17 protein-coding genes and 1 pseudogene are annotated in these 20,866 nt (G+C 38.4%); all 18 read left to right on the top strand.

The window, feature by feature from the left end; genetic code table 11:
* Positions 1–59 precede the first annotated feature (59 nt).
* The 18 genes and pseudogenes from MUW56_RS02295 (at position 60) to MUW56_RS02210 (ending at position 20,831) form a co-directional block, all read left to right on the top strand.
* Positions 60–5,972 (top strand): alpha-2-macroglobulin family protein, encoded by a 5,913-nt coding sequence (locus MUW56_RS02295; protein WP_292011665.1) that lies wholly within the window; start codon positions 60–62, stop codon positions 5,970–5,972.
* 42 nt (positions 5,973–6,014) lie between these two features.
* Positions 6,015–6,503, top strand: a complete 489-nt coding sequence (gene eco / locus MUW56_RS02290; protein ID WP_292011664.1) for a serine protease inhibitor ecotin — start codon at positions 6,015–6,017, stop codon at positions 6,501–6,503.
* A gap of 567 nt (positions 6,504–7,070) precedes the next feature.
* Complete coding sequence (locus MUW56_RS02285) at positions 7,071–8,489, top strand: TolC family protein (RefSeq protein ID WP_292011663.1); 1,419 nt, start codon at positions 7,071–7,073, stop codon at positions 8,487–8,489.
* An 11-nt stretch (positions 8,490–8,500) separates the two neighbouring features.
* Positions 8,501–9,457 (top strand): HlyD family secretion protein, encoded by a 957-nt coding sequence (locus MUW56_RS02280; RefSeq protein WP_292015364.1) that lies wholly within the window; start codon positions 8,501–8,503, stop codon positions 9,455–9,457.
* A gap of 87 nt (positions 9,458–9,544) precedes the next feature.
* Entirely contained in the window at positions 9,545–10,753 is a 1,209-nt protein-coding gene (locus MUW56_RS02275) for an ABC transporter permease (RefSeq protein ID WP_292011662.1), read from the top strand.
* 281 nt (positions 10,754–11,034) lie between these two features.
* Positions 11,035–11,489 (top strand): annotated as a pseudogene (locus MUW56_RS02270) (DUF1569 domain-containing protein).
* A gap of 10 nt (positions 11,490–11,499) precedes the next feature.
* Positions 11,500–11,970, top strand: coding sequence for a hypothetical protein (locus MUW56_RS02265; protein ID WP_292011661.1), 471 nt, complete (start codon positions 11,500–11,502; stop codon positions 11,968–11,970).
* 76 nt (positions 11,971–12,046) lie between these two features.
* On the top strand, positions 12,047–12,418 hold the full coding sequence (locus MUW56_RS02260) for a VOC family protein (protein WP_292011660.1): 372 nt from the start codon (positions 12,047–12,049) through the stop codon (positions 12,416–12,418).
* Positions 12,419–12,467: 49 nt separating this feature from the next.
* A complete protein-coding gene (locus MUW56_RS02255; protein ID WP_292011659.1) occupies positions 12,468–12,917 on the top strand; it encodes a VOC family protein in 450 nt (149 codons plus the stop codon).
* A 298-nt stretch (positions 12,918–13,215) separates the two neighbouring features.
* The gene (locus tag MUW56_RS02250; RefSeq protein ID WP_292011658.1) at positions 13,216–13,893 is read left to right on the top strand and encodes a DUF2490 domain-containing protein; all 678 of its coding nucleotides are present in this window, start codon (positions 13,216–13,218) and stop codon (positions 13,891–13,893) included.
* 77 nt (positions 13,894–13,970) lie between these two features.
* Entirely contained in the window at positions 13,971–14,975 is a 1,005-nt protein-coding gene (locus tag MUW56_RS02245) for a bestrophin family protein (RefSeq protein WP_292011657.1), read from the top strand.
* 107 nt (positions 14,976–15,082) lie between these two features.
* Entirely contained in the window at positions 15,083–16,696 is a 1,614-nt protein-coding gene (locus tag MUW56_RS02240) for a Na+/H+ antiporter (RefSeq protein WP_292011656.1), read from the top strand.
* 64 nt (positions 16,697–16,760) lie between these two features.
* Positions 16,761–17,192 (top strand): SRPBCC domain-containing protein, encoded by a 432-nt coding sequence (locus tag MUW56_RS02235; RefSeq protein ID WP_292011655.1) that lies wholly within the window; start codon positions 16,761–16,763, stop codon positions 17,190–17,192.
* Entirely contained in the window at positions 17,189–17,701 is a 513-nt protein-coding gene (locus MUW56_RS02230; RefSeq protein WP_292011654.1) for a GNAT family protein, read from the top strand. Before MUW56_RS02235 ends, MUW56_RS02230 begins: the two co-directional genes overlap by 4 nt.
* Entirely contained in the window at positions 17,698–18,081 is a 384-nt protein-coding gene (locus MUW56_RS02225; RefSeq protein ID WP_292011653.1) for a VOC family protein, read from the top strand. The genes MUW56_RS02230 and MUW56_RS02225 overlap by 4 nt, the downstream gene beginning before the upstream one ends.
* Positions 18,082–18,116: 35 nt before the next feature.
* The gene (locus MUW56_RS02220; protein ID WP_292011652.1) at positions 18,117–19,139 is read left to right on the top strand and encodes a glutaminyl-peptide cyclotransferase; all 1,023 of its coding nucleotides are present in this window, start codon (positions 18,117–18,119) and stop codon (positions 19,137–19,139) included.
* Positions 19,140–19,228: 89 nt separating this feature from the next.
* The gene (locus tag MUW56_RS02215; protein WP_292011651.1) at positions 19,229–20,194 is read left to right on the top strand and encodes a hypothetical protein; all 966 of its coding nucleotides are present in this window, start codon (positions 19,229–19,231) and stop codon (positions 20,192–20,194) included.
* Between the two features lie 22 nt (positions 20,195–20,216).
* Positions 20,217–20,831 carry a deoxynucleoside kinase gene (locus tag MUW56_RS02210; RefSeq protein ID WP_292011650.1) on the top strand — a complete coding sequence of 205 codons (615 nt, stop codon included), beginning with the start codon at positions 20,217–20,219 and terminating at the stop codon, positions 20,829–20,831.
* The last annotated feature ends 35 nt before the right edge of the window (positions 20,832–20,866 follow it).

Here is a 20,866-nt window from a genome sequence, read left to right as displayed (position 1 = left end):
CTGTCTATGACATATTTTTTCAGTATTTTTAAGAAGTTCATTTATCAAAAATAATATATATGAAAAGATTTTCCAAGATATTTATGCTTTTGCTTTTAATGCTGGGCTTTTCACCGGTTTTCGCACAAAAATATTATGAAGACCAATGGAAAAAAATTGTTGAAAATAGGACAAAAGGAGCTTATAAATCTAATCTTCCCATTATTGTAAACATACAAAACCAGGCTATGAAAGAAAATAATGCACTCCAGCTGATCCGTGCGCTAAAAGCGGAGTTTAGTATTGTTAATCAGACTGTAGATGACGATCAAAATAATGCGGCTTCGAAATTCTTCGGTAAACTTCAGCAGTCAGAAGAGAAATTAAAGGGAGAAGAAAAAGCAGTTTATAAAGTTTTGTTAAATGGATTTTTTCTGGATTATTATAATCAGAATTACTGGAGAATAAACGGAAGAACCAATATCAATTCGCAGGATCTATCACAGATTGAAACCTGGAGCAAACTGGATTTTAAAAACTATTTAACCAGGTCCTATCAGGAACTTGACCAGCAGAAGCCGGAAATGGAAAAAGTTTCTCTGGCTAAGTATAAAGATCTATTCTCAGACACGAAAGATATTGCCTATTTCCCAACTTTGCGGGATTGGTATGCGCTGAAAAAAGTAGGCTTTTTATCAGAAAATAACCTGTTTACAAAAAATGAGCTTACAGAAAACCAAACTTCGGTCCATATTATTTTTGATGAACTGATTGCCCGGAACAATGGAAATTCAAAGCTGTATTTCATGAAGGAAAAGATGATGGAGAACTGTAATTTCAATCAGTGTAAAGATAAGCTTGAACAGCTTCAGAACTTATTGAAATCCGATGTGGAGGGAGACTATAAGGTCATTATCATGGAGGATATCATGAATGAGCTTATCATTAAAAAGAAAACAAAAGAAGCCATTGCGATGGCGCAGCAGGCCAAAAGCCAGTATCCGAAATCTCCATTTATTGAGAATATTAAAAACAAAGAAAATCAGATCATTAATCCTGTTCTGAATATCAAATATGAGCCGCAGACCCAGAATAACCTGCCTGTTCATTTTGTGGCTGAATATAAAAATGTTTCAGGCTTCTCCTTGAATATTTACGAAGTAAAAGAGGATTTTAGCCCAGTCCTGCAGTATATTCTGAATCCATACGGTAATCTGTTGGGAAAGGTTAAAAAGAATCTGGTAAGAAAAGAAACCTATCAGCTTTCTGATCCTAAAGATTATCAGCTGCATAAAACCTCACTGGAAATAAAGCCGCTTCCGTCCGGTATTTATGTCGTAGAATATGCTGTAGCCGGAGAAGAAAAAAATAGTGATTCCAAACAGAATTTTTATTTTTTAGTTTCCGGGAATAAAATTATATACCAGAATAAAACAGACAGAAATCAGCTTTCAAACAACCTGAAACTGGTCAGCAGTGAAAACGGTAGGTCAATAGCTAATGAAAACCTTGTATTCTATGAATTTGTGGCGAATAAAACCCTGAATAAAATAGAGGGTAAAACTGATGAAAAAGGGGTTTTCAGATTTCCTTCCACTGCCAATGATGATTACTACAGGACTTTCCTGATCCAACAGCCTAAAACCAATGATTTCCAGATCATGCAGGTATATGGAAACAGGGGGAATACCGAAGTATACAACCCTAATAAAGAATCCAGGACTATGGCACAGATCTTTACAGACAGAGCCATTTACAGACCGGGTCAGACAGTATATTTTAAAGTCATCAATACCGGATTGAACAAGGAAGTAGAGTCTGTTCTTTCAGGATTAAAACAGAAGATCACTTTACTGGATGCCAACAGCCAGGAAATTTCCGCACAGGATTTTACAGCGAACGAATTTGGTTCGTATCATGGCAGCTTTATTCTGCCAAAAGGCAAGCTGAATGGTACTTTTTATCTGAGAACCGACGGGAATACCGAGGGATACAAAGATATCAGGGTAGAAGAATACAAAAGACCGAAATTTGAAGTGACCTTCGATCCAGTAAAAGAGGAATACAAATATGGGCAGACCATAGAACTGAAAGGAAAAGCACTGATGTTCTCGGGTGTGGCTCTAAGCAACACTACAGTAAGCTACGAAATTAAAAAACATAACATCAGATGGAGGTATTTCTGGTGGTATCCGCAGGATAATGATAACGAAAATTCTATCCTGGGAGAAGCTAAGACCAATGAAAAAGGGGAGTTCGTCATCCGTCTGGATCTTAAAAAAGATGAAAAACTGGAAGGAATACAGATCGATAACTATGAAATCAATGCTTCCGTTACCGATATCAATGGGGAAACCCAGTCAGCGGAAACCCAGCTGAAGGTAGCGTCAGTTTCCCATTACATTAAAGCAGATGAAATCAGCAATACCTTTACTGATGAAAATGTAAAAGTAAAAGTAGAAACAAAGAACTACAATGAACAGAGCCTTAAAAAATCATATCAGGTGAAACTCTCAAAACTGAGAGCTCCGGACAGAATTTTCAGACAGAATTTCCAGACCGAAGTTCAGGATCTGCCGAAATATTCAAAAGAGGAATTCATCAGTAAATTTCCCCATGATCTTTTTGATAAAAATGATGAGATCAAAAACTGGAAGACTGAAAAGACTGTTATGGAAAGACAGCAAGGACCATCAACGGATAACGCTCAACTCTCAACTAATCTGGACTTGGGAAAACTTGAAGCCGGAGATTATCAGCTGGAGTTATTCAATAGAGAAGGAAAAGACACGATCAAATCTTCTCAATATTTCAGTGTCTGGGATAAAAACGCCTTAAAACCGGAACAGAAAACGTTTTTGACGGTTATTGCTCCGAAAGAGGACGTTTCAAGAGGAGAAAAAGCTAAAATCTATGTGTATTCTGCGGTTCCTGATGCATTAGTGAATATTTTTGTTCAGGATGGTTCAGGAAAAACAGTTTCAGAAACCCACCAGCTTAAGAAAGGAATACTGGAATATATGGCGGATATTCCAAAAGATAAAGGAGTGTCACAGTTGAATATCCAGTTTCAGGTCGTGGCTTTTAATGATGTGAAAACACAGTCTGTTACGCTGAAAATAAAAGATACGGAGCAGCCTTTAAAAATTGAAACCGTGACTTTCAGGGATAAGCTGGAGCCGAATTCAAAAGAAAAATGGACGGTAAAAGTAACTGGAAATGATAAAGAAAAGATCAATGCTGAAGTTCTGGCCAATATGTATGATATGTCGCTGGATCAGTTTGCTGTCAATACTTTCAGCTGGAACAAATTATATGTGCCCTTTACAATAATCACTTCTTATGATATCAGAAACTATTTACCACAGAAGACTTACCAAAAGAAATTAAAATATTTCAATGGCAATTATGTAAGTGTTCCTAACTTTAATTGGTTCGATGGAGATTTATTCTACTCAGGTATAGGAGGAAGAGTTTCAGGAGTACAAGTTTACAATAATACTGTTCCTTCACCTCTTGCTGCTCCTGCTGTCAGAAGTGAAAAAAACATGGAAGAAGTTGTAATGGTAGGCTATGGTGTACAAAAAAAAGGCAGAATAGCTAAGTCAGCGGTTACAGCACAGGATGATTCCGATGGAGCTTTAGATCAGATAGAGCCAGAAGAATCATTGGAAAAAGTTCCTGTCCGTCAGAATCTGAACGAAACAGCATTCTTCTATCCTGACCTGAAGGCAGATGCTGAAGGCAATGTAAACTTTGAGTTTACTTCCCCTGAAGCTTTGACAAAATGGAAGCTGATGTTCTTAGCCCATACCAAAGATGCGAGAGCTGCGACTTTAGAAAAAGAAGTGGTAACACAGAAAGAGTTCTCCGTTACTCCAAATTATCCTAGATTTTTAAGAGAAGGAGATGAACTGAACTTACAGTCAAAATTATCCAACCTCAGCAATAAGAAACTAAGTGGTTCCGCTGAATTGAAGATTTTGGATGCTTTCACCAATGAAGATATTTCTTCAAAATTCGGAGTGGCATCAGGAATGCAGAACTTTAATTTAAATGAAAACGGAAACGGAGCATTAACCTGGAAACTGAAGGTTCCGGATAATGTTTCATCCATCATTTTGAAAGTGGTAGCAAAAGCAGGGACCTATTCCGACGGAGAGCAGCAGGCTGTGGCCGTATTGCCCAACAGAATGCTGGTAACCGATGCCGTTCCTGTTTTTGTGAAAGAAGGCGAAACAAAGACATTTGTTTTGGATAACCTTAAAAATAACACCTCTACAACAGCTTCCAATGTGTCCAATACCCTGGAACTGACAACCAATCCAATTTGGGAAATCATGTTTGCGCTTCCAAGCCTGAAAAATGACCAGAATAATTCTGCAGATGTCATCTTCAACAAATGGTTTGCAGATGTACTGGCCTCTGAAATCTTCAAAGCCAATCCGAAAATGAAAACCGTTTTTGAGGAATACCAGAATAAAGGACTGTTGAATTCAAATCTTGAAAAGAACCAGGAGCTGAAGCAGTTGCTGCTGGATGAAACCCCTTGGGTGCTGGAAAGCAAAAATGAAACAGAGCAGATGCAAAAGCTGGCCTTATTATTTGATGCCAATACAATGAAAAATTCTATCAATCAGGATTGGGATGAGTTCAAAAAGCTGCAGAACCCGGACGGAGGATTCTCGTGGTATTCAGGGTATCCTAGTTCTTACAGTACGTCATTATATATCCTTAAAAACCTGGGGAAAATCAATTCCTGGCTGAAAGATAATGTAAAAGATTACCAAAGTTCGGCTCAAAAGGATTTGGCAGCAAAATTAATTCAATATGTGGATAACGAAATCAGCAAATATTCAAATAGCAATAAAGGAGACATCTGGAATAATTGGGCTTTGGATTACCTTGATACCAGAAACTACTGGGAAAAGCAATATCCTTTAAAAGGAAAAGGGGCTGCTCTGAAAACGTTGGTAAAACAGAAAGCAAAAACAGCTAAGATCACAGATTTCACCTTTTTCGGGCTTCACCGTGCTGCATTATTAATGAATGATTACGGTCTGAAAGATGTATCCGATAAGTTGATGACCTACCTTAAAGAAACTTCTACAGATACAAAAACACAAGGCGTGTACTGGAAACAGAATCTTAACGACTGGGGCTGGTTCAGTTCAAAGGTCGTGAATCAGGCAGGCGCATTGGAAGCCTTCAATAAGCTGAAACCTAATGATCAGAATTTTATTGAAGAGATGAAGATCTGGCTGGTAACCCAGAAAGAAGTAAACTCATGGGGAAGTTCAAGAGGTACTTCAGAAGTAATCTTCACCCTTTTGAATTCAGGAAAATCATGGACAGGAAGTGAAAGTGATAAAGCAACCATCATTTGGGGCGGAAAAGAACTTGTTCCTCAAACACAGGCGACAGGATATATGAAGTCTGCGGTGAAAACAGATACGGTTGATAAAAACTTAGCCACGCTTACGGTTACCAAACCTGGTCCCGGAATTGTTCAGGGAGGATTATTCTGGCAGTATTATGAAGATCTTGATAAAATTAAATCTTCCGAAAACTATATTTCCGTAACGAAAGAACTGTATAAAAAAGTAAAAACGGTGAACGGCGAAGAACTTCAGAAAATTTCAGCAGATACTCCGTTGAAAATAGGCGATAAAGTAACGGTAAGGATGATTCTGAATACAGACCGTGCGATGGAATTTATTCATATTAAAGACATGAGGGCGGCAGGATTTGAGCCGCTGGATGCACTGTCAGGATATCAATGGAAAAATAATTTAGGATATTATCAGTCAACAAAAGATGCATCTGCCAATTTCTATATCCAGTACATGCCGAAAGGAAAGTATGTCTTTGAATATGATGTGGTTGCCAATGCATCCGGGAAGTTCTCCAATGGAATCACCACCATGCAGAATTACTATGCTCCACAGATGAATGCCCACACAAAAGGAACAGGTGTTCAGATTTTGGAATGATTTTTGGCTATAGGGAAGTAATTAAATGTAAAACCAAATAAAATGAAATTTTCAAAAACTTTAATTACAGGACTGGTATTGATGGCTGGAGTAAGTGCTTTCGCGCAAAAGAAAGCTGAGAAGTTTGAAAAACTGCAGATTGAAATGTTCCCAAAAGCTAAAGAAGGATATAAACAAGTATATATTCAGCTTCCCGTAGCCAAAAACGAAAACGATTTAAAAGTTGAACTTTTCGTAGGTGCTGAAAAAATGTTAGACTGTAACAACTATTTCCTGATGGGAGAAATGAAAACCCAGGATCTTCAGGGATGGGGATATAATTATTACGAAGTAGAATCTAACGGAGAAACCGCAGGAACGCTGATGGGTTGCCTGGATAAGAAACCGACTAAAAAGTTTGTTACCCTAAAACCTGAAATTGTAAGATACAACAGCAAACTTCCATTGGTATTCTATGTGCCGAAAGACATCGAAGTACGCTACAGAATTTTACGTCCGGATGCTGCCATGAAAAAAGCCGTTCAAAAGTAAATCAGCTTATTATTACATAAAGAATTCCTCACAGTAATGTGGGGAGTTCTTGTTTTTAAGAGCATCCACATGATAAAAAATATATTGAAGTGTTTAGAGCTTAAGTTTTGGCATAAGCCGATAATCTTATCCAAGATGTAAATCCCGAAAGACAGGGATTGCTATTTTAATTTCGGTTCATTTGTGCTGTTGAATGTCAATTGATTTTAAAACCAGATGGGGGCGGGTCATCAAATGACGGGATTGGACGTTAGTATTCCTTCTATTACAATGCTTTTGGGGTTGAAACCATTCAATAGGGATGCGTAATTTTTCCAGTTAATACTCTTACAGGCCTTCCTTATGGATGAAAAAAACGGATACAATAAAAGTGTTAAAAGTAGAGATAATTTTTTTTCAAAATTTTTTTGTTTTTTAATTGAATTTTAAACGCTTTTTCCCTGAGTTTATGTAATGGTGTTTTCAAACTTAAACATATTTTAAACTTGTTTTAAATTCATTAGTTTCTTTAACTTATTTATGAGGGTTTTAACATTTTTTGCATTATATTTGTTATAAACATAAACCATGAAAAACAATTTATTGATTTTTACGTTTAGTTTTTTCGCTTTTCCTGCTTTGAGCTGGGCACAGTCTGCGCCGGATTTTAAAGAACTTTTAGATAGTGCAATGGTTCGGGACTCGAATCTTAAAATGCAGATTACCCAAAACAAACTGACTGATCTTGATGAACACAAACTGAAAGATATCTTTCTTCCTACTCTGGAATTAAGTGGAAAAGTAGGCTATCTGAACGGAACAGCAAGACTGACGTCGCCGGAAATCAACCTGGCCCCATTTATCAATATTCCGGAAGGAACTTTTAACAACAATTTTAATGTATCCGGATTTTCAGGTATCGCTAAAGCCGATGCCAAGATGCTTCTGTATTCCGGAGGGAAAGTCAAATATCTGAAGAAAGCCATTGAGGAAAAAAAAAGGTCTGAGGATATTCTGCTGGAAAAAACAAAAGACGATGTCATCGCCAATGTTTCCAAAGCTTATGATCAGCTGGCATTGATCCATCAGTCTAAAAAAGTGCTGGATGAAAGTAAAAAAAGACTGGATATTAATAAGAAGACTGCAGATAAAGCTTTAGGATATGGCCTGATCACTCCCTATGATCATAAAAAGATTGAGCTTGCACAAGCTACTTTAAATGCAAAAATGGTAGAGTACGAAGGAAAGAAAGAATTACTTCTTACCCAGCTGTATATTTTTACGGGAATCAATAGAGAAAGGCTGAGAATGATTGAACCGGTCCTGTCGCCTGTAGATTTACTCTCTCCTGAAAAAGGAATAGAGGAAAGAGCCGAAATCAGAGCTCTTGATCATGGAATTTCCGCTGCAGATTATAAGGTAAAGGCCGAAAGAACATGGATGATCCCTAAAGTACAGCTGATGGCTTCTGCTTATTACATCGGACTTTACGGAAACCGGATTAAATCTTCAGAAAATATAATTCCTGCCGTTCCACTGCTGGGATACGAAGGGAAAAAACTGGACTGGAGTCCCAATAATATTAATGTATTTCCTCTGATCACCGCCGGAGTTGGCTTTAAGTGGGAGATTTTTGACGGAAAAGAAGGAAAACATGCTGAAGAAACAGCTAAAGTCGGAAAAGAAGTATTGCAGAATCAGAAAGAAGAGGCCCTGAAAAAACTGACCCTGAATCTGGCTAATAACCAAACCAATTATGACATTGCCACAGCTCAGATCACTTTGAAAGCTAAAGAAAAAGAGCTGGCAAAGAATGCTTTGGTGCAGGCAGAAAAAGAGTTCAGGTATGGAATGAGCAAATCTTCACAGCTTATAGACGCTGAAAATGATCTGGAAGCCGTGGAACTGGAATATCAGAATGCCATTTTCAATCAGAGAAGAGCGGGAATAGAACTGATGAGATCTACTCAGGAGCTGGATATCACCAAATTTTATTTAATCCCTTAAAAATTAAAATGATGCATAAAAATAGAGCTATACTCTTTGCTGCTCTGCTTCTGTTGGGGAGCTGCGACAAAAAAAATGAAAAGATCAAGGAACCTGAAGGGAAAACTAAAAAAGATGTGATTTCTTTTGCCCCGAAAGTAACCGGAAGAATTTTAAAAATATATGTTTCTGAAGGGCAGACTGTGAAAAAAGGAGATACACTGGCACAGCTTGACGTACCGGAAGTTTCCGCAAAAATTGCCCAGGCCCAGGGAGCGGTAAGTGCTGCTGCCGCCCAGGAACAAATGGCGAAAAACGGAGCTACCGCTGACCAGATGAAACAGCTGCAGGCAAAATATAAAGGACTCAAAGAACAGTACGAATTTGCACAGAAATCGTACCGAAGAGCCAATAATATGTTCCGTGACAGCTTGATGTCGCCGCAGGCTCATGATGAAGTGTATGCAAAACTTCAGGGTGCAAAGGCTCAGTATGATGCTGTAGTGGCAGAACTGGATGATGTGAAAAGAGGAACCCGTTTCGAAAAAGTGGAAATGGCAGCAGGGCAGGCTTCCCAGGCTAAAGGCGCTTTACAGGAAGCAAACGTCGCGTATTCCGAAAGGTACATCATCGCTACCAATGATATGGAAATAGAAACCATCAGTCTGAATCCCGGTGAATTGGCGACAGCAGGTTTTGCATTATTCAATGGGTATATTCCGGAAAGTACCTTCTTCAGATTTACAGTTCCTGAAAGTGCGATCTCAAAATACAAAAAAGGACAGGAGGTCACCATGCAGGTGGTTTACAATAAAGAAAATCTTCAGGGAAATATCGTGTATATCAAACAGCTGACGAGATATGCGGATATCACCACTGCTTATCCCGATTATCAGCTGCAGGACGCGATCTATGAGATCAAAGTGAAACCTAAAGATATGAATAAGGCTAAAAACATTCTGGTGAATGCGAATGTTATCCTGAAATAAGTACTGTGGAACGGAGCATGCCGGATTATTCTCAAATAGAATTTTATGAAGTGCAAAGTTTCCTCTGATCTTAAAACATAAATATAAATGAAAGAATTTTTCCGTCTTTTACAACGTGAGTTCAAACTTTTTATTGGCAATTCAACCTTAAGGACCGTATTTTTCCTGGCTCCTGTCTTTTATGCAACCCTGCTGGGATTTGTGTATAAAAGCGGAAAAGTTGAAAACACACCTGTATTGGTCATTGACAGGGATAATACCCCTTTGTCCAGCCAACTGACGGAAATGCTTGATGACAATAAGAGTGTCAAAGTTATTAAATACCTTCAGGAACCTTTAAGTATCAAAGATGAGGTGATCAGGCATGAAGCCGCGGCAGTTGTTATTATTCCCTCGAGATTTGAAGGAGATATGCTCCAAAAAAAATATCCTGAACTGAATGTTTATATCAATACCGGGAACGTTCTTACTGCTAATTTCGCCTCCAAAGCACTTCAGCTAACCATTGGTACTTTCTCTGCGGGCGCTTCTATCAAGGCGCTTCAGAAAGCAGGCATGCCTGCAGCAAAGGCAGCAACACAGTACGAACCTTTCAAAGCGAACTATATCACGCTCTTTAATACTACCGGAAACTACCTCATCTTCATGTGGCCGGCCATGTTGGCGGTGGTATTGCAGCAGGTGATACTCCTGGCCATGGCGGTAAGTTTTGCTGCAGAATTTGAAAGAGGATCTTTCGTAAAAGAATATCTTAAGATGAAAAAATGGGCATTTCCGACGATGCTTATTAAAGTCATTCCGATTTGGGTTTTTTCTGTTCTTATTGTTGGAATCTATTACTTCATGCATATGATTTTCAGGGTTCCGATGCCCGAGGGAATTCTTAATTTCATTCTGCTTACAGCCGTATTTGTAGGTTCTGTGTCATTTTTGGGAGTATTCATCAGCATATTGATTCCGGACGCTTTAAAGGCAACTCAAATTCTTATGGTAATTGCTTCACCCGCTTTTATCATCAGTGGTTTCACATGGCCTTTAAATGCGATGCCTGCTTTTGTACAGTTTATCGCTAATATTATTCCCTTAACTCCTTTCTTACAGGCCTTTAAAATCTTATTGATCCAGAAAGGTTCGGTAGAACTCACTTTTCCCTATTTAAAACATTTAAGCATTCTTTTAGTAGTGTATGCTGTTTTAGGCTGGATTGCTTTAAAGATCAAACTTTGGTTTATTTTCAGGAAAGCTGCGCCAAAGGAGGTTGCAGGGGATGAGAATTCTCAGAAAGAAATAGGGTAGATACCGGCTATTGGCTGTCGTTTCCTTATTACTTGTCGAATAATGCTCAGTGGATGATATTCAATATGGAACAATAAGAATGTAAATAATCACTATCAATACGGACCGGCCCTGTACATTCATGTTTCCTGTTTCTCCATAATTTTTAATATACTGAACTGCCGGCCACCAATAATCTGCAGCTGTCAGCTGTCAGCGAATAAGTCGTAAGCAATTTCCGGCCACCTGTAAAAATCAAACAAAAAAACTGATATATTTGTCTTTAGTAAATTAGAGAAAATATGGAAAACGTATTTGACGCAAAAGTTGCTCAGAATTATATTGATAGAATAAATAAACTTGTTGAAGATACCCATGGATTGTGGGGAAAATGACCGTTGACCAGATGCTGGCCCATTGTTGTGTAACCTATGAAATGATCTATGAGCCTGAAAAACATAAAAAACCAGGATCTATTGCCAGATTTATTCTTAAAACTTTTGTAAAACCTAAAGTGGTTGGCGAGAAAGCTTATCCCAGAGATTCACCAACGGCTCCCCAGTTTCTGATTACCGGAAGAAAAAACTTTGATGAAGAAAAAGGAAGGCTGATTGGTTTTATCCAGAAGACACAACAGCTGGGAGAAGCGGCTTTTGATGGGAAAGAATCATTTTCTTTTGGAAAATTAAATGCCTGGGAGTGGAATAATATGTTTGCCAAGCATTTGAACCACCACCTGGCCCAATTCGGCGTTTAAAAATAACCTTATGAAAAAGCTTTTACTACTCTTTATCTTAACGGCCAACTTTGTGTGGGGCCAGATGCCTGATATTTCAAATGTATGGCTGAACAACAGTAAGCCTTATATAGGAACAATCGGGAATAAAGGACAGGAACTGAAACTGAAGATCAGTATTTCTGAGCAGAACAAAAAGAATGATCAGGAATATTTTGTATCAGGATATTCTCTTGCAGATGCTTCCTATGCAAAATTTGAAGGAAAAATTACCATTTCAAAATATAAAGATACCAAGAAGCAGGGAACTGTATTTGGAGAATATGAACTGGCTGAAGAAAATAAAGGAAAACATTCAGGGCTTTTCAAAGGAAAATTTATTTATACTTTTAAATGGAATAAAAAAACCGAAAAAGTAGAAGGCCAGTACATTGAGCTGATCGGTGACTGGAAAAGTTATGACGGAACTTTGGATTTTAAAACCCATCTGAAAAACCAGTGATCATAGTCTTCAGGTAATATCCAGTATCTCAAACGTACCTTGAATTTCAACCTTAAAACAACCTCAACAACTAAAAATGAAACTAGGAGCATTCTCAATCAGCTTAAGTGTAAAGGATCTTCAGAAATCTAAAGAATTTTACGAAAAATTAGGCTTTACATCAATGGCAGGAAATATAGAACAGAATTACCTGATCATGAAAAACGGATCTACCCTGATCGGTTTGTTTCAGGCAATGTTTGATGGAAATATGATTACTTTTAACCCAGGATGGGATGAAAACGCCCAGAATCTTGAATCTTTTGATGATGTGCGGAGTATTCAGAAGCATTTGATAGAAAACGGAATAGAAATTGACCGGAAAGCAGATGAAACCACTTCAGGACCGGAGCATATCTACCTTAAAGATCCTGACGGGAATATGATTTTAATAGACCAGCACAGGTAACCTGCCTACCCATCATCAAAACTAATTAAAACTTAACTTATAAAAAATCATGGCAACAGTAAACGTTTATTTGACATTTAACGGAAATTGCAGAGAAGCATTCGATTTCTATAAATCCGTTTTCGGAGGTGAATATCCTTATATCGGAACTTTTGGAGAAATGCCTCCGGCGGAAGGAAAAGAAACGGCCGAAGAAGATAAAAATAAGATCATGCACGTTACCCTTCCGATTTCTAAAGAAACCGTATTGATGGGAAGTGATACCGGCGGAGAATGGGCTTCTCATTTTAAAGCCGGAAATAATTTTTCAATCTCCATCAATGCAGAATCCAAAGAAGAGGCAGAGAAATTATTTAACGGCCTTTCTGAAGGCGGGCAGGTGACTATGCCAATGGCTGATACCTTCTGGGGTGCTTATTTTGGTATGTTTACGGATAAGTTCGGGATCAACTGGATGGTCAACTACGATGATCCTTCAAAAATGCAGCAGCATCCGTAAAGTTGATATTGTATGAAACAGAGTGAAAATATACCGGCATCCCTACTGCCGGTTTTTTATTGCACGATATCTTGGCATTCAAAAATTTTTAAATTTGAAGAACATAACGTATAGGCGATCCGTTGCTTCAACAATATAAACAGATGAAAAATCCAATTGAAGACATAGCTGCAGGGCACCAAACGTAAAAAAACAGCGGTGGTTTTTCTGGTAAGACCAGATCTTTAAATACTACTTGTTATTATTGATTAAAATTATTAATTTTGTTAAGAACGATAGATAATAGTAATTAAAGAACATGAGAAAGGTTTTTACGGAGTTGGCATTCACGGTATTAGGATTGGCTTCAGTAAGTACATTTGCCCAGAAAAGTGACCTGGGTGCCTGGTATATGTATTTTGGAAATAATAAGATCAGCAAAAAATTAAACTGGCATAATGAGGTTCAGTACAGAAACTTTGATGCCATAGGGGATTTGGAGCAGCTTTTAATCCGTACAGGTATTGGCTATGATCTGACTGAGAATAACAATAATGTTTTGCTGGGATACGGTTTTATTCTGAGCCAGCCTTATGTGAACGGGGAGAAAAAAGAGAATATAGAGCACAGGATTTTCCAGCAGTATATTACAAAACAGAAGTTTGGACGTATTTATCTTCAGCATCGTTACCGTCTGGAAGAACGTTTTCTGGAAGATGATTTTAGAATGAGATTCCGTTATATGCTGGGAGTGAATATTCCGATTACTCAAAAGGAAATGCTGCCAAAAACACTGTATGCATCGGTTTATAATGAGCTGTTTTTACACTTCAACAGTCCGGTTTTTGATAGAAACAGAGTCTATGGTGCTTTAGGATATGTTATCAATAAAAATATGAGAATCGAAGCGGGGTATATGAATCAGATCCAGGAAAACAGAAATCGCGGCCAGATTCAGATCGGTTTTTATAATAATATTCCATTCACGAAAAATTAATAATGACTACGGAATGCTGAATGCGTGATGAATGAAAATTTTCGGATATAATCAATTAACACATTAAAATTACACATATGCATTCAGGAAAAAGATTTGGGGCGCGGGAGTTCATTACCTGGACGAGACGCAGTATTTATGCCCTGACCCTATTATCAGCGATTCCTACCGTCCTGTATTCTTTTGGCTGGACATTCCTTTCCGTTCCATGGCAGCCCATTGCGATTATGGGAACGGCAGTTGCATTCATCGTAGGGTTTAAAAATAACGCGAGCTACAGCAGGCTTTGGGAAGCCAGGCAGATTTACGGAGCGATCATCAATGACAGCCGGAGTTTCGGATATATCCTAAGAGATTCCCTCGCTTCTAAAGATCCCCATAAAGTACAAGAAATGTTCCTTCGTCATTATGCATGGCTGACGGCTTTACGGTTTCAGCTTCGTGAACCCAGAGCCTGGGAAAATATGGATACCGCCCAGTTTGATGAATATGCCCAAAAATATGATGTTCCGGAAAGGCTTACCCGACTGGATGATGAGCTGAAAAAATACCTATCCGGAGCTGAACTTCAATATATTATAAGCAAAAAGAACAGGGCTACACAATTGATGGCCCGTCAAAGCAAAGAATTATCCGGGGCATATCGAAAAGGGGAAATCAATGATTTTCAATGGACGCAGATCAATCAACAGCTGGTAAAATTCACAGACAGCCAGGGAAAAGCTGAAAGGATTAAAAATTTTCCGTATCCAAGGAACTTTTCTTCTATCACCACGTATCTTTTGCTTTTGTTTATTGTTTTTGTACCCTTTGGATTGCTGAAAGAGTTTGATAAATTAGGGGAAGGAACAATAGTAGAAGGATGGACGCTTTGGTTTAATATTCCATTCTCCTTATTGGTAACATGGTGTTTTCATACTTTAGACAGTGTGGGAGAGGCTTCTGTAAATCCTTTTGAAGGAAGTCCGAATGATGTCCCGATCACTCAGATCAGCCGTACTATAGAAATTGATATGAGGGATATGCTGGATGAACCCGATCTTCCGCCGGCGATTACTCCAAAGAATAATATTGTCCTTTAATTGTACAATGATGATGCTTCCCGTAGATTTTTATCAGGTAATGAGATGATCGATAAGGAATTGATTCATTGCATTCAAAAATAACACTTAAAAAAATTTAAAACAAAATGATTCACAGTTATGTTATTATATCTATTGCAGTACTGCTGTCTGTGATGATATTAGTAATGATCGGGCAGAAATTAAAAGTTGCCTATCCTATTTTTCTGGTGATTGCAGGGCTGTTGATAAGCCTTGTTCCCGGAATGCCGCGTATTGAAATAGAGCCTGATCTTGTTTTTCTTATTTTCCTTCCTCCTATTTTGTTTGAAGCTGCCTGGTTTACTTCCTGGCAGGATTTTCATAAATGGAGGAAGCAGATCTTTTCCATGGCTTTCGGACTTGTATTTTTAACTTCAATAGTGGTTGCCTATCTTTCGTCTTCCATTATTTCTGGACTTACAGTCGCGATGGGCTTCTTATTGGGCGGGGTAAATTCTCCACCGGATGCGGTAGCGGCAACCTCTGTGCTGAAGCATATGAAAATTCCCAAAAAAATCACGAGTATTCTGGAAGGGGAAAGCCTTATCAATGATGCATCCAGTTTAATTGTATTTAAATTTGCGTTAGCAGCGGTCATTTCCGGCCAGTTTATCTGGAGAGATGCCGTTCAGGACTTTTTTACCATGGCCATTGGTGGTATTGCAGTGGGAGTGGCAGTCGGTTTTCTGTTTGGAGCTTTGTTGAGAATTATTCCTACCAATTCTAATATAGATACCGTTATCACCCTTATTGTTCCCTATATTATGTATGTCGGAGCAGAACATTTCCATTTTTCCGGAGTACTTTCTGTGGTTGCAGGAGGCTTGCTGATGTCTTATAATTCCCATTGCTATCTGAGCCATACCTCCAGGATTCAATCCGGAAACGTCTGGAGTGTCCTGATATTTTTGATGAATACGATCATCTTTATTCTGATAGGGCTTGAGCTGCCGGTAGTGGTAGAAGGGCTGACTGATTATACTTTCTCAGAAGGAATTTTCTACAGCATCGTGATTGGCGGGGCTATTATCGGAACAAGAATACTATACAGTTATGCGTTGATGTATTTTCCAAGACTCTGCTCAAAAGAACTGAGGCTGAAAGTCTCCAAACCGGACTGGAGGGAGCCTTTTATCATTAGCTTTGCCGCAATGAGGGGAGTGGTTTCACTGGCCGCAGCATTGTCTATTCCTGCTTTTTTGCCTAACGGAGATGCATTTCCGCACCGAAATATTATTTTATTTGTAACTTTCGTCATTATACTGATCACTCTGGTAGGACAGGGACTTCTGTTGTCACCCATCCTGAAATTATTAAATATACAAGATTCGGGAAGTGAACTGCCGGAAGAAAAACAGGAAGTGATCCTTATGCGTAAATTAAAGGAAACAGCATTGCATAAACTCGATAATGATTTTTCCGAACTGGCAGAGAGGAACAGCCTGGTGCGCCATCAAAAGCATAAGCTTGAAAACGAGATGATGCTGATGGCTGATAAAGCCCAATGTATGGCTTCCACCGGCGATTATGTGACCGCTATCAATGAGAATAAAGATGTATTGAGGCAGGTGATTCAGGCACAGAGAAATGAGCTGCACAGGATGAAAAAAGAAAAGATATTTGATGATCATGTCATGAGAGCGATTGAAATGCAGCTGGATTTTGATGAAGCTAAGATTACCGGATTTTCTCATGGTTAAAATAAAAGCGGCCCTGATAGGTAAGCTTAAAGAAAACATGTAATTGCATTTTAAAATAAAGAAGATGAATACACCCATCATTGTTCAGTACAAAATAAATGCCCCGATGATAAACGTTTGGAAAGCATTGACCGATAAGGAAGAGATGAAACTCTGGTACTTTGATATCCCGGATTTTGAGCCGGAAGTGGGAAAGGAATTTAATTTCTATGAGCCGGGAGGAGAAAACCAATTTCACCATCAGTGTGAAATTTTGGATATTGTTCCTGAACGGAAATTAAAGCATACCTGGTCCTACCCCGATTTTTCACCCTTAAAAACAATCGTAACCTGGGAATTGTTTCCTGAGGAGGATGGAGAAACCCTCGTAAAGCTGACTCATGAGGGAATTGAAAACTTCAAAGAGCTGGGTGGCGGGTTTTCGGGGGTGAATTTTACAGGCGGATGGAATACGATTATCGGGCAGAGTTTGAAAGCATATGTAGAGAATAAATGATGATTGAATTATTGCCTTTTAATATTGAGAATGCTGAAGAACTGATTTCAAAGATCAGGGATGAAAGAATACTTCTTCAGTTTGCCGGTCCGGCCTATCATTTCCCATTGACCAAAGAACAGCTGAACGGAGATCTGGCCGATGAAAACCGGATGCTGTTCAGAATAGTGGATACGGCCAGTCAGAACACGATCGGTCATGCCCAGCTGTTGGTGAAAGAAAAAACATTTCTGCTCGGAAGAATTCTGATCTGGGATGAAAGCAACAGGGGAAAGGGCTATGGTAAAAAAACAGTCCGGCAGCTTCTGGAATATGGATTCAGTCATTTTGATCAGCAAACAGCCGAGCTTAATGTCTATGACTGGAATAAAGGAGCTATTGAATGCTATAAAAAAGCAGGATTTGATATCGACCCAGAAATGAAAAGCGAAGTCAGGATAGAGGACGAAATATGGTTGTCTATCAATATGAAGATCGCAAAGGAAACTTTTGAACTACAGAAATCATGATACAGTTTACCGGGCTTCGTCCCATTCTTTGGACAGAAAACATTGAAGATACCATTGGATTTTATATCCGGGTATTGGGCTTTTCGCTGGCAGGCAGAAGTGACGAATGGCAATGGGCATCACTTCGCAGAGATGAGGTGTATGTTATGATATCCCAACCGAATCAGCATGAAAAGAACCATGGGATAGGTTTTACCGGCTCATTTTATTTTAATGTCAATCATGTGGATGAGCTTTGGGAGGACCTGAAAACAAAAGCTGAAATCTGTTATGAAATAGAAACTTTCGAATGGGGAATGAGAGAATTTGCCATATACGATAACAACGGATATATATTACAATTTGGTGAACCTGTGGATAATATTGGCAATACGGAATAAAATTTGCTATTTTTGGGGAAATATTTAGAAAGTAAATGAAAAAAAATATAATAGCGGGTTTCGCAGCGATTTTATTACTGGCATCTTGTAATAACGATAAAGAGATTCTTAATACCTTAAACAATTATAATAATTCAATGGAAGCAAAAGGATATCACTTTGGTGATAAACTTGAACTTCCAAAAGAGGTGACAGATCATGCAGAAAGCGTTACCATCAGCTTTGGAGATAAAGAAACGTCTAATTTAGTGATTGATCCTAAATTCTTTACCTTAGGAGACAATGCCGTGACTTTCAATGTTAAGACCAAAGGCGGGGAAGTATTAAACCAGGATGCAACGATCAATGTATTTGCCAAAACTCCGGAAAAAAATATTTCCTATCAGATTGTAGCGGAATATCCCCACGATCCTAAAAACTTTGTGCAGGGCTTTCAGGTCGAAGGAAATACAATCTATGAAAGTGACGGTCAAAACGGATCTTCACAGATCTTAAAATATACGCTGGGAACTACCACACCCCTTGCTTCTACCAAACAGGCTCCGGAAGATTTTTCTGAAGGAAGTACCATCGTGGGAGATAAGGTATACCAGCTGACATGGCAGAGCAAAAAAGGATATGTTTATGATAAAAGCTCTTTAAAACTGCTTTCAGAATTTGCTTATCCAAATGTACTGGGTGAAGGATGGGGACTTACTTATGACGGGAAAAACCTGATTGCATCAGACGGAAGCAAACTCCTTTATTTCCTTGATCCGGCCAATCCTTCAAAACTGATCAAATATATTGCTGTGGCAGGAAGCTCCCAGGCTTATGATCAGTTGAATGAACTTGAATACCACAATGGATTTATCTATGCCAATGTATGGCAGAAACCAATCATCTTAAAGATCAATCCGGCAACCGGAGAAGTGGTGGGAACGTTTGACTTTACAGATATTGCTAAACAAAATACCAAAGGAAGTGATGACGTATTGAACGGAATTGCTTTTAAAGGAGAAAATATGCTGGTGACCGGGAAAAACTGGTCAAAGATTTATGAAGTTGTTATTAAGTAAGAAAAGACGTATCACAATTTCTGTCAGAATAAAATAAAGTATGTAAATTGGTAGCGTTCCTCAAGGAGCGCTATCTTAGTAAAAAGAATTTGAGATTACTATATCTGATAACGATTTTTATTTTCTGCTCATCCGCAGCGCAGAAAGTACTTCCTTTAGACACTTTGAAGCTAAAGGAGGCTAAAGATATGCTTGCAGATGATTACGGAAACCTGTATATCTATAAAAATAAAGACTTCAGCTTTACCAAATATGATTCTCTGGGAAAGCAGATCGGGAAAATGATGCTTACGGTTCCTTATAAAGTACAGTCTGTACAGAATCCTTTGAATGTCCCATTGTTTTCTGAAAATGCACAGGAAATGAAATTTGTCGACCAGAATCTGAATGAGATCCAGCGAATCGACTTTAAGCAGAAATTTGGCTTTATCAGAATGGCCTATGCAGAAGATCTGCAGCAATTATGGTTATTGGATGACAGTACAAAACGTCTGATACAATATAATTTCAGGAATGATACCACCATCAATTCATATCCTTTTGATATCAGTTTTGAAGATCTTATGGATATGCTGGTGTATGAAAATAAAGTCTATATTTTAACAAAAAACCACATCAGGGTCTATACCCCGAAATTTGAAAAATTATTTGAAGCTCCGGTAGAAAACGGAAAGCGATTCAGAAGGGAAAATGATGTAATATTGGTCATCACCAATACATCTATTTTGAAATATATCCCTGAGAAAGGCATGGAGACTGTTTTTGAAGATCCGGAAGCACAAATTGTGGATAAAAACATCCTTTCTTATTTTGAAATCAACGGGAACAAACTTTATCTTTACAGCCTTGAAAAAGTAAAGAAGCCCCAGCAGGAAAAACAGACGGAACCTTTGCCGGAAACAACACCTCCATTGTTGGAAAATCCTGGTGAAAACAAGGAAAAAAAGCCGGAGGAAATAGTACTGCCAGGAAAATCTTCAGACAATACTTTAGAAAAATTGATTGAAGATGCAGCTGAAGTTCAGACTGAAGGGGTAGAAAAACTTATCAATTAATCAGTAAATACAAGGGAAAAATATGCATATTGCAGTTACAGGAAACATTGGAGCAGGAAAAACAACTTTGACCACAATGCTTTCCAAGCATTACGGATGGGATGCACAATTTGAAGACGTAGATCACAATCCTTATCTGGAAGACTTTTATTCAGATATGAGCAAATGGAGTTTTGCACTGCAGGTGTACTTTCTGGGAAGCAGATTCCGCCAGGTAAAAGAGATCAGGGAAAGCGGCAAAAATATTATTCAGGACCGTACCATTTATGAAGATGCACACATTTTTGCAGAAAACCTGAATGATATGAAGCTCCTTTCTGACAGGGATTTCAACAACTATTCATCGGTTTTTGATTTAATGAAGAGTTTTGTGTCTGCACCGGATCTGCTAATTTATTTAAAATCTGATGTACCCAATCTTGTAAAGAAAATTTACAAAAGAGGACGTGAATATGAAGCATCCATCAGTATAGAATACCTTTCAAAGCTCAATCAGAAATATGAAAAATGGATCTCCAATTATACAGAGGGCAAACTGCTGATCATTGAAGTGGATGACCTTGATTTTGTAGAAAAGCCGGAAGACTTCGGAATTATTCTGGAAAAAATTGAAACTGAATTACACGGTTTGTTTTAACAAATATTTATCAAACCTTTAAGAGAAGATCAGTC

It is taken from the genome of Chryseobacterium sp., from assembly GCF_022869225.1.
In the GTDB taxonomy this organism is placed as follows: domain Bacteria; phylum Bacteroidota; class Bacteroidia; order Flavobacteriales; family Weeksellaceae; genus Chryseobacterium.
Note: the sequence above shows the minus strand (reverse complement) of the source record. Positions and strands in the feature narration are given on the sequence as shown.

What these genes read in the sequence shown, in the direction of transcription:
- MUW56_RS02295 (WP_292011665.1), top strand. Translation starts at nt 60, where the DNA reads ATGAAAAGATTTTCCAAGATATTTATGCTTTTGCTTTTAATGCTGGGC.
- eco (WP_292011664.1), top strand. Translation starts at nt 6,015, where the DNA reads ATGAAATTTTCAAAAACTTTAATTACAGGACTGGTATTGATGGCTGGA.
- MUW56_RS02285 (WP_292011663.1), top strand. Translation starts at nt 7,071, where the DNA reads ATGAAAAACAATTTATTGATTTTTACGTTTAGTTTTTTCGCTTTTCCT.
- MUW56_RS02280 (WP_292015364.1), top strand. Translation starts at nt 8,501, where the DNA reads ATGCATAAAAATAGAGCTATACTCTTTGCTGCTCTGCTTCTGTTGGGG.
- MUW56_RS02275 (WP_292011662.1), top strand. Translation starts at nt 9,545, where the DNA reads ATGAAAGAATTTTTCCGTCTTTTACAACGTGAGTTCAAACTTTTTATT.
- MUW56_RS02265 (WP_292011661.1), top strand. Translation starts at nt 11,500, where the DNA reads ATGAAAAAGCTTTTACTACTCTTTATCTTAACGGCCAACTTTGTGTGG.
- MUW56_RS02260 (WP_292011660.1), top strand. Translation starts at nt 12,047, where the DNA reads ATGAAACTAGGAGCATTCTCAATCAGCTTAAGTGTAAAGGATCTTCAG.
- MUW56_RS02255 (WP_292011659.1), top strand. Translation starts at nt 12,468, where the DNA reads ATGGCAACAGTAAACGTTTATTTGACATTTAACGGAAATTGCAGAGAA.
- MUW56_RS02250 (WP_292011658.1), top strand. Translation starts at nt 13,216, where the DNA reads ATGAGAAAGGTTTTTACGGAGTTGGCATTCACGGTATTAGGATTGGCT.
- MUW56_RS02245 (WP_292011657.1), top strand. Translation starts at nt 13,971, where the DNA reads ATGCATTCAGGAAAAAGATTTGGGGCGCGGGAGTTCATTACCTGGACG.
- MUW56_RS02240 (WP_292011656.1), top strand. Translation starts at nt 15,083, where the DNA reads ATGATTCACAGTTATGTTATTATATCTATTGCAGTACTGCTGTCTGTG.
- MUW56_RS02235 (WP_292011655.1), top strand. Translation starts at nt 16,761, where the DNA reads ATGAATACACCCATCATTGTTCAGTACAAAATAAATGCCCCGATGATA.
- MUW56_RS02230 (WP_292011654.1), top strand. Translation starts at nt 17,189, where the DNA reads ATGATGATTGAATTATTGCCTTTTAATATTGAGAATGCTGAAGAACTG.
- MUW56_RS02225 (WP_292011653.1), top strand. Translation starts at nt 17,698, where the DNA reads ATGATACAGTTTACCGGGCTTCGTCCCATTCTTTGGACAGAAAACATT.
- MUW56_RS02220 (WP_292011652.1), top strand. Translation starts at nt 18,117, where the DNA reads ATGAAAAAAAATATAATAGCGGGTTTCGCAGCGATTTTATTACTGGCA.
- MUW56_RS02210 (WP_292011650.1), top strand. Translation starts at nt 20,217, where the DNA reads ATGCATATTGCAGTTACAGGAAACATTGGAGCAGGAAAAACAACTTTG.